This window comes from Pseudomonas sp. 7-41, from assembly GCF_021233075.1.
In the GTDB taxonomy this organism is placed as follows: domain Bacteria; phylum Pseudomonadota; class Gammaproteobacteria; order Pseudomonadales; family Pseudomonadaceae; genus Aquipseudomonas; species Aquipseudomonas veronii.
Map to the genome: position 1 here is coordinate 6,272,679 of NZ_CP089551.1, position 13,328 is coordinate 6,286,006.

The window sequence follows — 13,328 nt, forward strand, 5'->3', positions numbered from 1 at the left end:
ACTCCGCCATCCTGGCAGAATCCTACGTGTCCGTGTTGTTGCTTTGCGCTTCCTGCGCGACGTCCATGTGAAGTAGATTATCCGTGGATCCAATTTGGCGATAGAGGACGATTAGCAGCACGTCATGTAAGAGAATGCTTACAAAGCCTCTACACCCTTAGAACAGGGCCTCATCCAGCAAGAACAGCGATTCGCTACCGGCTTTTACCGACGCGCTCAACGACTGAATACGCGGCAGCAGACGGGCAAAGTAGAAACGTGCGGTGCCCAGCTTGCTGGCGTAGAAACCTTCCTCGGCTTCTTTGCCCAGCGCCGCCTTGGCCATCCTTGCCCACATGTAGGCGTAGGCCATGTAACCGAATGCATGCAAATACTCCACCGAGGCCGCACCGATTTCATTCGGGTTGCTCTTGGCACGGTCCAGCACCCAGGCCGTCAACTCATCCAGGCTATCCACCGCGGCATTGAGCGGCGCGGTGAACTCAGCCAGCTCCGCGCCCGCGGTGGCGGTGAACTGGCGGATCTCGTCGGCGAACAGGGTGTAGAACGCGCCGCCGCTGCCGACAATCTTGCGTCCCATCAGGTCCAGGGCCTGAATGCCGTTGGTGCCTTCGTAGATCTGGGTAATGCGTACATCACGCACCAATTGCTCCTGGCCCCACTCGCGGATGTAACCGTGGCCGCCAAAGATTTGTTGGCCGAGTACCGTGGTTTCCAGGCCCAGATCGCTGAGGAATGCCTTGGCCACCGGGGTCAGCAAGGCCACCAGGTTATCCGCGCGCTCGCGGGCGGCGGCGTCTTCGCTGAACTTGGCGATATCCAGCTGCATCGCCACATATGTGGAGAATGCACGGCCGCCTTCGTTCGACGCCTTCATGGTCAACAGCATGCGACGCACGTCGGGGTGGACGATGATCGGGTCGGCGACTTTGTCCTTGGCCTGGGCACCGGTCGGCGCACGGCTCTGCAGGCGGTCGCGCGCATATTCAATCGCGTTCTGGTAGGACCGCTCACCGGACGCCAGGCCCTGGATGCCTACGCCCAGACGCTCGTAGTTCATCATGGTGAACATTGCCGCCAGGCCCCGGTTAGCCTCGCCCACCAGGTAACCCACGGCTTGGTCGAAGTTCATCACACAGGTCGCCGACGCTTGAATCCCCATCTTGTGTTCGATGGAGCCGCAGCTCACCGGGTTACGCGCGCCCAGGCTGCCGTCGGCATTGACCATGAACTTCGGTACCAGGAACAGCGAAATGCCCTTCGGCCCCGCAGGCGCATCCGGCAGTTTGGCCAGGACCAGGTGGATGATGTTCTCGGTGAGGTCGTGTTCGCCGCCGGTGATGAAGATCTTGGTGCCGCTGATGGTGTAGGAACCGTCCGCCTGAGGTTCGGCCTTGGTGCGGATAATGCCCAGATCGGTGCCGGCATGGGCCTCGGTCAGGCACATGGAACCGGCCCACTTGCCGGAGTACATATTCGGCAGGTAAGTGGCCTTGAGTGCTTCATTGGCGTGGGTGTTGATCGACACGCAGGCGCCGGAAGTCAGCATCGGGTACAGGCCAAACGCCAGGCTCGACGAGTTGATCATCTCTTCGACTTGCGCCGACACCGCCTTGGGCATGCCCATGCCGCCAAACGCCGGATCGCCGCCTACGCCCACCCAGCCGCCTTCGGCGTAGGTGGTGTAGGCCTGTGGAAAGCCGTCCGGGGTGCTGACAACGGTGTCGGCCCAGCGGCAGCCCTGTTCATCGCCGCTGCGGCTGAGCGGGGCGATGGATTTGGCGGTGACTTTACCGGCTTCTTCGAGGATTGCCTCAACGGTTTCGGCGTCGACAGTGTCTGCCAATGCCGGCAATTGGGCCCAAAGTGTGGCGACCTCAAAAACTTCGTTGAGGACGAAGCGCATATCACGCAACGGCGCTTTGTAATCAGCCATGGCAAACCTCGTGAGAACGTGAAAAGTAATTCGATAGGGTCGGTTTTACAGGCGCCGAGTGTACCCGAACAACTTTTCAGACACATAGGGTCCACTTTTGACTGATTGGTATTTTTAAGTCATCAGCCGCCGAATGCCTCCGCAGGCAGACTCATCAGGCACTCGCTGCCCGCTTGCACAGCAGCCCGATGGGTGGCGGTGCGCGGCAGCAGGCGCTTGAAGTAAAAGTCGCAGGTGGCCAGCTTGGCCTTGGCGAAGTCGGCATCGTCGTGGGTCTGCGCCGCGATCGCCATGCGCAGCCACAAATAGGCGAGGACGATGTAACCGCTGTACATCAAGTAGTCCACCGCGGCGGCGCCCACTTCGTCAGGGTTTTTCATCGCGGCCATGCCGACCTCGGTCGTCAGCTCGCCCCATTGCCGGTTCAGTTGATCGAGCTGCGCCACATACGCCTTGAGCTGCGCATGCTCGGCATTCGCCTCACAGAACTTATGCACAATCCGGGTAAAACCGCGCAGCAGCTTGCCCTGGCTGCCCAACACCTTGCGCCCCAGCAAGTCGAGCGCCTGGATGCCGTTGGTGCCTTCGTAGATCGACGCAATGCGGCAATCGCGCACCAACTGCTCCATGCCCCACTCGCGAATAAAACCATGGCCGCCGAACACCTGCATGCCGTGGTTGGTCACTTCCAGCCCGGTGTCGGTCATGAAGGCTTTGCAGATCGGCGTGAGGAATGCCAACAGGTCTTCGGCCTCCTGGCGCTGGCCGGCATCGGCGCTCAAGTGCGCGGTGTCGAGCAGTTGCGCGGTGAAATAGGTGAGCGCCCGGTTGCCTTCGTTGAACGCCTTCATGGTCAGCAGCATGCGCCGCACGTCGGGATGGACGATGATCGGGTCGGCGGCTTTTTCCGGGGCCTTGGCGCCGGTCAGCGCGCGCATTTGCAGGCGGTCGTTGGCGTACCTGATCGCGCCCTGGAAGCTCGCTTCGCCGTTGCACAGCCCTTGCATCCCGGTGCCGAGGCGCGCGTGGTTCATCATGGTGAACATGCAGTTGAGGCCTTTGTTCGCCTCGCCGATCAAAAAGCCCTTGGCCCCGTCGAAGTTCAGCACGCAGGTGGCCGAGGCCTTGATCCCCATCTTGTGCTCGATGGAGCCGCAATGCACCGCGTTGCGCTCGCCCGAATCGGCATGGAACTTGGGCACGATAAACAGTGAGATGCCTCTGGTGCCGGCCGGGGCGTCCGGCAGCTTGGCCAGCACCAGGTGGATGATGTTGGCGCTCAGGTCGTGCTCACCGGCAGAGATGAAGATCTTGCTGCCGCTGACCGCATAGCTGCCATCCGCCTGGGGCACGGCGCGGGTCTTGATCAGGCCCAGGTCGGTGCCGCAGTGGGCTTCGGTCAGGCACATGGTGCCGGTCCATTCGCCAGCGGTGAGTTTGCTCAGGTAGGTGGCTTTCTGTTCGGCGCTGCCGTGGGCGTGGATCGCCGACATCGCGCCGTGGGTCAGCCCCGGGTACATGCCCCAGGAGGTGTTGCTGGAGCCGATCATTTCGCTGAGCACCAACCCCAGGGATTGCGGCAGGCCTTGACCGCCGTAGGCCGGGTCGGCTGCCACGCCGTGCCAGCCGCCTTGCACATACTGAGCGAAGGCTTCCTTGAAGCCCTTGGGCGTGGTCACCACGCCTTTGTCGAAATGGCAGCCTTCTTCATCGCCGCTGCGGTTGAGCGGCGCGAGCACGTTCTCGCAGAATTTCGCACCTTCTTCGAGGATCGCGCTGACCATGTCCGGGCTGGCGTCCGTCGCGCCAAGGGCGGCGTAGTGAGCGTGGAAATCAAACACGTTGTCGATCAGAAAGCGCATGTCGCGCAGGGGAGCTTTGTACTCAGGCATGGCAATGTCTCCGGCAGCAGATGGTTTCAACCTACTGCCGGCCACCGCCCCGGACAATCACTGTAGCGCCGCTGAATACAGCACCATCACTCAACCGGCAGCACTCTGCGTGCGTACCGCGCCACGGCGGGTTTGCCCGGCCGCAATCACGCAGTTACGCCCCGCGCCCTTGGCGGCATACAGCGCCTGGTCGGCGGATTTGAGCACCTCTTCGGAGGTGCGATGCTCGGCCTGGCGCTCGGCCACGCCGATGCTGACGGTCACCGAGACACTCGACGCACCGCTGCCCGCGCGCCGCTGGCGACCTTGCAGGTCATCCTGCGGGCGGTCCGGGTTGCGCAGCTTGATGTCGTAGTTGGCGATGATCTCGCGGATTTCTTCCAGGTGCGGCATGCATTCATCCAGGGTCTTGCCGGCAAACACCACGGCGAACTCTTCACCGCCATAACGGTAGGCGCGTCCGCCGCCATTGACCTTCGACAGCTTGCTGGCGACCAGGCGCAGCACTTGGTCGCCGACATCGTGGCCATGGGTGTCGTTGAAGCGCTTGAAGTGATCGACGTCGCTCATCGCCAGCACATAGTTGCGCCCCAGTCGCTGCATGCGCTCATTGAGTGCGCGACGCCCCGGCAGGCCGGTCAACTCGTCACGAAACGCCATCTGATAGGCCTCGTGGGCCACCGCGGCCGCAATCATCAGCATCACCTGGCTGCACATGATGTTCAGAGTGAACGGCAGGATAAACGTCTGCGGCAACATCCAGAACAATCCCACCAGCCCCACCATCTGCGCCGCGTGCAGCGGGCGCGGCTGGTACCAGTATTGCGCCACCAGGGTCAGGAAACCGATCAGGAACATCGGGTACGACAGCTGGATCAGGCTCATCCAGGCGCCATGCAGCGCCGGCCAGCGAATTTCCGCCAGCCAGTTCAGCAGCGCCTGGGGATAACTTTGCTCCAGCGCCAACGCGACACTGCCGACCGCCAGCAGCACCGCACAGCGCGCGACAAAATCACGGAACAAGTGGGTTTTTTCCTGCCACAGCCCATAGAGGCCGAACAGCAGCGGCAGCAACAGGCAGCACAAGTGGAACACCACCGCGGCGTCTTCGCGCACGCGGCCGTTGTCGCGGTAGTAGTCGGTCTGGGTGTCGAGCAGGAAGTAGGCGATGTACACCGTGATCATCAGGAACAGTTCACGCTGGCGACGATAGACCGCGCAATACGAACCGCCGAGCAACAGCACCAGGGTCGGCAACACGTTGAACAGCGAGGTGAAGAAGACGTTGAGGTCCTTGACATACGCAGCCGAGAGCCCGGCCAGTAACAGCAGCAATGAAGGGAGGAAATGACTGAAACGTAAAGCGGACGCGCGTGACAAGGGTAAAACTCCGACCCGCCAGGAATGATGGCACTGTGCCTTACTCCAGACAGTTAAACATACCCTGCCCGGCCTGTATCACATTGCCATCACTGTAACGGCAGCCAATCGCAATCCCTGAGCGCCCCGCTGCGTTTTTTATCGGCAAAAAAAAACCGTCGCCCCCAACAGGAGCGACGGTTTTTCAAGTGGGCTCGGTGAGGCTTAGTAAGCCAGGCCGAAGTCCTCTTCTTTCATGTCCATCAGGTTATTGGCGCCCGACAGCATGGTGGCCACGTGAGTACGGGTACGCGGCAGGATGCGCTGGAAGTAGAAGCGCGCGGTCTGCAGCTTGGCGGTGTAGAACGCCGCTTCGCTGGTGCCGGCGGCCAGTTTCTCGGCCGCCAGGCGTGCCATGTCGGCCCAGAAGTAAGCCAGGCAGGCGTAACCGGAGTACATCAGGTAGTCCACCGACGCGGCACCGACTTCTTCACGGTCTTTCATCGCCGCCATGCCGACCTTCATGGTCAACTCGCCCCACTCTTTGTTCAGCGCGGCCAGCGGTGTCACGAACTCTTTGACCGCTTCGTTGCCTTCGTTGGCCTGGCAGAACTTGTGGACGATCTTGGTGAAGCCCTTCAGCGCTTCGCCTTGGGTCATCAGCACTTTACGGCCGAGCAGGTCCAGCGCCTGGATGCCGGTGGTGCCTTCGTACAGCATCGAAATGCGGCTGTCGCGCACGTTCTGCTCCATGCCCCACTCGGCGATGAAGCCGTGACCGCCGTAGATCTGCACGCCGTGGTTGGCGGACTCGAAGCCGACTTCGGTCATGAACGCCTTGGCAATCGGGGTCATGAAGGCCAGCAGGCCATCGGCCTGTTTCTTGGCTTCGTCGTCGGTGCCGTACTTGACGATGTCCACTTGCTTGGCGGTGAAGTACACCATCGCACGGTTACCTTCGGCGAAGGCTTTCATGGTCAGCAGCATGCGGCGCACGTCAGGGTGGACGATGATCGGGTCGGCTGCTTTGTCCGGCGCTTTCGGGCCGGTCAGGGAACGCATTTGCAGGCGATCGCGAGCGTATTTCAGGCCGCCCTGGAAGCCGATCTCGGCGTGGGCCAGGCCTTGCAGCGCGGTGCCCAGGCGAGCGGTGTTCATAAAGGTGAACATGCAGTTCAGGCCTTTGTTCGCCGGGCCGATCAGAAAACCGGTGGCTGCGTCGAAGTTCATCACGCAGGTGGCGTTACCGTGGATGCCCATCTTGTGTTCCAGGGAACCGCAGGTCACCGCGTTGCGCGCACCGATCGAGCCATCGGCGTTCGGCAGGAATTTGGGCACGATGAACAGCGAGATGCCTTTGGTACCGGCCGGTGCGTCCGGCAGGCGGGCCAGGACGATATGGACGATGTTGTCGGCCATGTCGTGTTCGCCGGCCGAGATGAAGATCTTGGTGCCGGAGACTTTGTAGGTGCCGTCGGCCTGAGGTTCGGCCTTGGTGCGCAGCATGCCCAGGTCGGTGCCGCAGTGAGGCTCGGTCAGGCACATGGTGCCGGTCCATTCGCCCGACACCAGCTTGGTCAGGTAGGCGTCTTGTTGCTCGGGGGTGCCGTGCTCGGAGATGGTGTTCATCGCGCCATGGGACAGGCCTGGGTACATGCCCCACGACCAGTTGGCTTCGCCGACCATTTCGCTGACCGCCAGGCCCAGGGATTCCGGCAGGCCTTGGCCACCGTGCTCCACGTCGTGGGCCAGGCTCGGCCAGCCGCCTTCGACAAACTGTTGGTAGGCTTCTTTGAAACCAGTAGGGGTCTTAACGCCTGACTCGCTCCAGGTACACCCTTCGATGTCACCCACGCGGTTCAACGGTGCCAGTACTTGCTCACAAAACTTGGCGCCTTCTTCGAGAATGGCGTCAACCATGTCCGGAGTAGCGTCCTGGCAAGCCGGCAGGCTTTGATAATGCGCTTCATAGCCGAGCAGTTCGTCACGAACGAAGCGAATATCACGCAAGGGGGCCTTGTAGTCAGGCATAGCGATAAACCTCTGCTGATGTGTCTGGGATGAACAACCGCGTGGGATTTGTTATGGCGGTCAAACAGGTGTTTGAAACATACGTTTACCACCTGGGGATGTCAAGCGTCGTCCCGCTGCCGTTTGTCATGACACCGCTCAAGAGCGCGCACGACGATGCCTGCGGCGAGGCGCCACAAGGGTTATCGGGAAAAAGGCGAAGGTGCAAGCGCGAGCGGTGTGCCTGGCACACCGCGTTGCTTCAGGGGGTCAGGCGAAGGTGTCGATCAACGTGCCGAGCATTTCATCGGAAGCCTTGGCGACTTTCGCGCCCAGCTCCACCTGAAACTTGCCTTGGGCCATTTCGACCATATTGCTCGCCGAGTTGGTCGGCTGGGCGCGGTCATTGGCCTGCAGCAGGTCGCTCTGGGCGTCCGACGGCTGGGTAGTGGCGGCGCTGGCAATCCTGCCGGCGGCCTGGTCGACGCGGCTCTGCCCGGCCTGAATGGTGCTCAGGCCTGAATAAAACGCGCTGCTGCCAGAGATTTCCATGGCGTGGACCTGCTGAGAGAATCGTGAAGTTGAATTGAAACAGACATCCGGGCAAAAGGCCCGTCAAAAACACTAATGGCATAATGCCTTATCGATAGCCAAAATCAGTCAAGCAAGTCCAAGTGCAGGTACTCAGCCACCGCGGCGCTGCTGGCGTGCTTGAGTTTGGGCACCCGGCCCAGGCACGGCGCGGGCAAGCGTTCGGCCAGGGTGGCGAGGTTTTCTTCCAGACGAGAGGTCTTCGGCTCGATGATATTCGCCACCCAACCGGCCAGCGGCAGGCCATCGCGCGCGATCGCTTCGGCGGTGAGCAGGGCATGGCTGATGCACCCCAGGCGCACGCCCACCACCAGGATCACCGGCAATTGCAGCGCCATGGCCAGGTCGGACAGGTTGTCCTGGTCGGCCAACGGCACGCGCCAGCCGCCCGCGCCTTCGATCAGGGTGAAATCCGCTTTTCGCGCCAGGATCTGTTGCATGGGTTTGAGCAGCGATTGCACCGTCAGCGCAACGCCCGCCTCGCGCGCGGCCAGGTGCGGCGCGATGGCCGGCTCGAACGCCACCGGGTTGACCTCGGCATAACTCAACGGCAACGAACACTCGGCCAGCAGTGCCAGCGCATCGGCGTTGCGCAAGCCTTTGGCGGTGACCTGGCAACCGGAAGCCACCGGCTTGCCGGCGGCGGTGCTTTTGCCGGCCAGGCGCGCGGCATGCAGCAGGCCGGCGGCGATGGTGGTCTTGCCGACATCGGTATCGGTGCCGGTGATGAAATAAGCGGCGTTCATAGAGGCTTCTCCAGTACGGCGTACACCACTTGGTAGGTGGCCGGCAGACCCTGGGCCTGGCGGAACTGCTCGTAGGCGTCGATCAGTGCAACAATCCGCGCGCGGCCCGTCAACCCTCCTGGCCGCCCCGGGTTGAGATTGTGCGCGCCAAGCGCTTTCAATTCGTGGGTCAGGCTGCGCACATCCGGGTAATGCAACACATGAGCACGCCGCTCCAGGCTCCGCACCTTGAAGCCACTGGCCGCGCACAGCTGTTGATAGGCTTCGAAGCTGCGGAAGCGGTTGACGTGGACCCGCCCGTCCACCGCCCGCCAGCTTTCGCGCAACTCGTCCAATGTGCCCACGCACAAGCTGGCGAACGCCAGCACGCCGCCCGGCTGCAGCACGCGATAGGCTTCGCTGAGCACCGCCGCGAAATCCGCGCACCATTGCACCGCCAGGCTGGAGAAGATCAACCCGCAGCTGGCCGCCTGCAACGGCAGGCGCTCGGCGTCACCGGCGATGAAATGCTGCGCGCCGCCCAACGGCCGCGCATGGTCGAGCATGCCTTGGGCAATATCCAGCGCCACGCCTTGGCCGGCCGGCAGCCGTTCGCCCAGCACGCGGCTGAAATAACCGGTGCCGCAGCCCATGTCCAACCAGCGCTGCGCACTGCAGGCCGGCGGCAGACGGGTCAGCAATTCATGCCCCACCGCGCGCTGCAACTCGGCCACGCTGTCGTAACTGGCGGCGGCACGGGAAAAGGAGGCCGCCACCTGGCGCTTGTCCGGCAACGCGCCTGGCAGGCAGGCATGGGCTAAATCAGTCATCAACGCACTCGTGCAAAAAAGCCTGGATGGCCCCCGCTACACCGTGGGGGTCCTCCAGGAGAACAGCGTGGCCGGCCTGTTCAATCAGGCCGATTTCGACATCGGGCAGCAGGCTCAGCAGGTCGCTGGCGGCTTCGGCGGGCACCAATTCATCCAGGCCCGCGAACAGGTGCAATTGCGGGCCGCGGAAGGCCACCAAGGCGTCGCGGGTATCCAGTTGGGCAAGCAGCTCGAGGCCGCTCATCAACACGTCCCACGGCGTCTGTGGTGCCGCGCTGGTCAGCAGACGCGCCAAGCCGCGAGGGTCCGCGGCGCCTTTGGCGCACAACAGGCCGAAGCGCTTGAGGGTGACCGGGACGTCGGCGTGGCAACCGGCGAGGAACGCCTCGAAAGTTGCGCCGGGCATCGCGTTCGGCCAACTATCACGGGCGACGAAACACGGGTTGCTCGCCAGGGTCAGCAACCCACAACAACGCTCACCGCGCCGCGCGGCCAGCTCGGAAGCGAGCATGCCGCCCAACGACCAGCCACCGAGCCAGGCGTTGTCCGGCAGGCTCGCGTCGAGTTCGTCGAGCCATTCATCCAGGTCGCTGGAGGCCAACGCCGGCAACGGCTCGACCTGTACGCGCAGGTGCTCGTTCAGGCCGTGCAGGGCGGCGGCCAACGGCTCCAGCGGCGACACGCCGAGGCCCCAGCCGGGCAGCAGGATCAAGCGATCACGCATGGTCGGGCTCCGTCGTACCGGACAAGCGGAAACACGCTTCCAATGCGTTTAACAATAGCTGCACCTGCGCCGCGCTGTGGGCCGCGGTCAGCGTCACGCGCAAACGGGCGCTGCCGGCGGGCACGGTGGGTGGGCGGATCGCGGTGACCATCAGGCCGCGCTCGCGCAACATCCGCGACAACGCCATGGCCTTGGCACTGTCGCCGATCAGGATCGGCTGAATCGGCGTGAAACTGTCCATCAGCGTCAGGCCGATCTGCTCGGCACCGTGGCGGAACTGGCGGATCAGGCCGTTGAGGTGCTCGCGCCGCCAATGCTCGGTGCGCAGCAGCTCCAGGCTTTTGAGGGTGGCGCAGGCCAGGGCCGGGGGTTGGCTGGTGGTGTAGATGTAGGGCCGGGCGAACTGGATCAGGCTTTCGATCAAATCGTCACTGCCCGCGACAAAGGCGCCCGCAGTGCCGAACGCTTTGCCCAGGGTGCCGACCAGCACCGGCACATCCGCCTGGCTCAGGCCGAAATGCTCGACGATACCGCCGCCGTTCGCGCCCAACGGGCCGAAACCGTGGGCATCGTCCACCATCAACCAGGCGCCTTTGGCCCGCGCTTCACGGGCCAGCGCCGGCAAGTCGGCGAGGTTGCCGTCCATGCTGAACACGCCATCGGTGACCACCAGGGTATTGCCGGTGGCTTTCTCCAGGCGCTTGGCCAGGCTGGCGGCGTCGTTGTGCAGGTAGCGATTGAAGCGCGCCCCGGACAGCAGGCCGGCATCCAGCAATGAAGCATGGTTGAGGCGGTCTTCCAGCACCGTATCGCCCTGCCCCACCAGCGCCGTGACCGCGCCGAGGTTGGCCATGTAACCGGTGGTAAACAACAACGCACGCGGGCGTCCGGTGAAGTCGGCCAGGGCTTCTTCCAGCGCATGGTGCGGCGTGGCATGCCCGACCACCAGGTGCGAAGCGCCACCGCCCACGCCCCAACGGGACGCACCGGCACGCCAGGCCTCGATCACCTGCGGGTGATTGGCCAGGCCCAGGTAATCGTTACTGCAGAACGCCAGTAGCGGTTGACCGTCCACCACCACTTCCGGGCCTTGCGGGCTGTCCAGCAGAGGGCGTTGGCGGTAAAGGTGTTCGGCACGACGGGCAGCGAGACGCGCGGCGAGATCGAAAGACATGCAGGCCTCGGCAGATCAGAGAAATGTAAGACAGGGCGCGATCCCCTGTGGAAGCTGGCTTGCCTGCGATAGCGGCAGGACTGTCACCACCGAAGTGTCAGAAAGACCGCTATCGCAGGCAAGCCAGCTCCCACATTTGGATCGCCGTGGTGCTTTAAACCGCGGCGTTGTAGAACTGCTCGCTGCTTTTCTGTTCCACCAGCGCTTGCTCGATCGCCGCCTGGTGGACTTCGTCGGCGTGCTCTTCCCGCGCTTCCGGCAAGATGCCCAGGCGCGAGAACAGTTGCATGTCCTTGTCGGCCTGCGGGTTGGCGGTGGTCAGCAGTTTGTCGCCGTAGAAGATCGAGTTGGCGCCAGCAAAGAACGCCAGGGCCTGCATCTGCTCGTTCATCGCCTCACGGCCGGCCGACAGGCGCACATGGGACTGCGGCATCAGGATGCGCGCCACCGCCAGCATGCGGATAAAGTCGAACGGGTCGATCTCCTCGGCGTTTTCCAGCGGCGTGCCGGCCACCTTCACCAGCATATTGATCGGCACCGATTCCGGATGCTCCGGCAGGTTGGCCAGCTGGATCAGCAGGTTGGCGCGGTCGTCGAGGGACTCGCCCATGCCGAGAATGCCGCCGGAGCAGATCTTCATCCCCGAATCGCGCACATAGGCCAGGGTTTGCAGGCGCTCGGCGTAGGTGCGGGTGGTGATGATCGAGCCGTAGAACTCCGGCGACGTGTCGAGGTTGTGGTTGTAGTAGTCGAGGCCGGCCTGGGCCAGGGCTTCGGTCTGGTCCTGGTCGAGACGGCCGAGGGTCATGCAGGTTTCCAGGCCCATGGCCTTCACGCCTTTGACCATCTGCAGCACGTAGGGCATGTCTTTGGCCGACGGATGTTTCCACGCCGCGCCCATGCAGAAGCGGGTCGAACCGATGGCCTTGGCGCGGGCCGCCTCTTCGAGGACCTTCTGCACTTCCATCAGCTTTTCTTTTTCCAGGCCGGTGTTGTAGTGGCCCGACTGCGGACAATATTTGCAATCTTCCGGGCAGGCGCCGGTCTTGATCGACAGCAGGGTCGACACCTGCACACGGTTCGCATCGAAATGCGCGCGGTGCACGGTCTGCGCCTGGAACAACAGGTCATTGAACGGTTGCACGAACAGTGCTTTGACTTCGGCCAAGGACCAATCGTGACGCAGGGTGGCAGTGGTGCTGGCGCTCATGGGCGATTCCTTGATTATGCTTTGGCAAACGCTGTGGGAAGGGCAATACCCACAGGCACGACACGGATGCTCGGCATATTTAAGGAAGATTCATGCACTGTCAACCTGGATACAAACACCAAGTTTACATATGGTCAAAAAACGTACAGCACTGTTTAATCTGCGATGAAGCCACTGAGTCGGCCGATTGTGTGTGCAACGCCTGCGAAACCGAACTGCCCTGGCTGATGGAGCAGTGCGAGGTCTGCGCCCTGCCCCTGCCGCTGGACGGTCTGATCTGCGGCCAATGCCAGAAACACCCGCCGGCCTTTAAACAGGTCATTGCCGCCTGGCGCTACAGCTTCCCCGTCGATAGCCTGATCAGCCGCTTCAAGCATCAGGCGCGCTGGCCCCTCGGGCATCTGCTGGGGCGCTTGCTGGGACGCCATCTGCAACACCGCTTCGACAACGCCGAACTACCGCGTCCCGACTGCCTGCTGCCGGTGCCCATGGCGCGCAAACGCCTGCGCGAGCGCGGTTATAACCAGGCGTTGATGCTGGCACGCTGGCTCAGCGCCGAACTGCACATTGCCTACAATGAACACCTGTTGTTACGCCCCAGTGAAACCGTCGCGCAACAGGCGCTCGACGCCAAGAGCCGCCAACGCAACCTGCGCGGCGCCTTCGCCCTGGCGCATGGCATGGCGGTACACGACCGCCACTTTGCGCTGGTCGACGACGTGCTCACCACCGGCGCAACCGCCCACTGCCTGGCACGTCTGTTGATGGAGGCCGGAGCGCGACAGGTCGACGTGTACTGCCTGGCGCGCACGCCCAAACCGGGTGCCTGACTTGACTCCGGCCGGCCTTGCCCGCAACGTTCCGCTCATCTCATCGA

The 13,328-nt window shown here is 63.0% G+C and carries 11 protein-coding genes; 1 reads left to right on the forward strand and 10 read right to left on the reverse strand.

Annotation, left to right across the window (positions count from 1 at the left end; translation table 11 throughout):
- Positions 1 to 157 precede the first annotated feature (157 nt).
- The 10 genes from LQ249_RS28670 to bioB all read right to left on the reverse strand — a co-directional run bounded on the left by LQ249_RS28670 (position 158) and on the right by bioB (position 12,451).
- Complete coding sequence (locus LQ249_RS28670; RefSeq protein WP_128192548.1) at positions 158 to 1,936, reverse strand: acyl-CoA dehydrogenase C-terminal domain-containing protein; 1,779 nt, start codon at positions 1,934 to 1,936, stop codon at positions 158 to 160.
- A gap of 122 nt (positions 1,937 to 2,058) precedes the next feature.
- Entirely contained in the window at positions 2,059 to 3,828 is a 1,770-nt protein-coding gene (locus LQ249_RS28675; RefSeq protein WP_232566056.1) for an acyl-CoA dehydrogenase C-terminal domain-containing protein, read from the reverse strand.
- A 90-nt stretch (positions 3,829 to 3,918) separates the two neighbouring features.
- Complete coding sequence (locus LQ249_RS28680) at positions 3,919 to 5,208, reverse strand: GGDEF domain-containing protein (protein ID WP_057005403.1); 1,290 nt, start codon at positions 5,206 to 5,208, stop codon at positions 3,919 to 3,921.
- 204 nt (positions 5,209 to 5,412) lie between these two features.
- Positions 5,413 to 7,218: a phenylacyl-CoA dehydrogenase gene (locus LQ249_RS28685; RefSeq protein WP_057005404.1), complete on the reverse strand. Its 1,806-nt coding sequence runs from the start codon at positions 7,216 to 7,218 to the stop codon at positions 5,413 to 5,415.
- Positions 7,219 to 7,467: 249 nt separating this feature from the next.
- On the reverse strand, positions 7,468 to 7,749 hold the full coding sequence (locus LQ249_RS28690) for a hypothetical protein (protein ID WP_046381838.1): 282 nt from the start codon (positions 7,747 to 7,749) through the stop codon (positions 7,468 to 7,470).
- A 104-nt stretch (positions 7,750 to 7,853) separates the two neighbouring features.
- Positions 7,854 to 8,534 (reverse strand): dethiobiotin synthase, encoded by a 681-nt coding sequence (bioD, locus tag LQ249_RS28695; protein WP_046381837.1) that lies wholly within the window; start codon positions 8,532 to 8,534, stop codon positions 7,854 to 7,856.
- A complete protein-coding gene (bioC, locus tag LQ249_RS28700) occupies positions 8,531 to 9,343 on the reverse strand; it encodes a malonyl-ACP O-methyltransferase BioC (RefSeq protein ID WP_057005405.1) in 813 nt (270 codons plus the stop codon). The genes bioD and bioC overlap by 4 nt, the downstream gene beginning before the upstream one ends.
- Positions 9,336 to 10,067 (reverse strand): alpha/beta fold hydrolase, encoded by a 732-nt coding sequence (locus LQ249_RS28705; protein ID WP_199918200.1) that lies wholly within the window; start codon positions 10,065 to 10,067, stop codon positions 9,336 to 9,338. Before LQ249_RS28705 ends, bioC begins: the two co-directional genes overlap by 8 nt.
- Positions 10,060 to 11,241, reverse strand: coding sequence for an 8-amino-7-oxononanoate synthase (bioF, locus tag LQ249_RS28710; RefSeq protein WP_017847845.1), 1,182 nt, complete (start codon positions 11,239 to 11,241; stop codon positions 10,060 to 10,062). The genes LQ249_RS28705 and bioF overlap by 8 nt, the downstream gene beginning before the upstream one ends.
- Positions 11,242 to 11,395: 154 nt before the next feature.
- Complete coding sequence (bioB, locus tag LQ249_RS28715; protein WP_017847846.1) at positions 11,396 to 12,451, reverse strand: biotin synthase BioB; 1,056 nt, start codon at positions 12,449 to 12,451, stop codon at positions 11,396 to 11,398.
- Positions 12,452 to 12,543: 92 nt separating this feature from the next.
- Here bioB and LQ249_RS28720 point away from each other — a divergent pair, with 92 nt between their 5' ends.
- Positions 12,544 to 13,281 carry a ComF family protein gene (locus LQ249_RS28720; protein ID WP_232566057.1) on the forward strand — a complete coding sequence of 246 codons (738 nt, stop codon included), beginning with the start codon at positions 12,544 to 12,546 and terminating at the stop codon, positions 13,279 to 13,281.
- Positions 13,282 to 13,328: the final 47 nt, after the last annotated feature.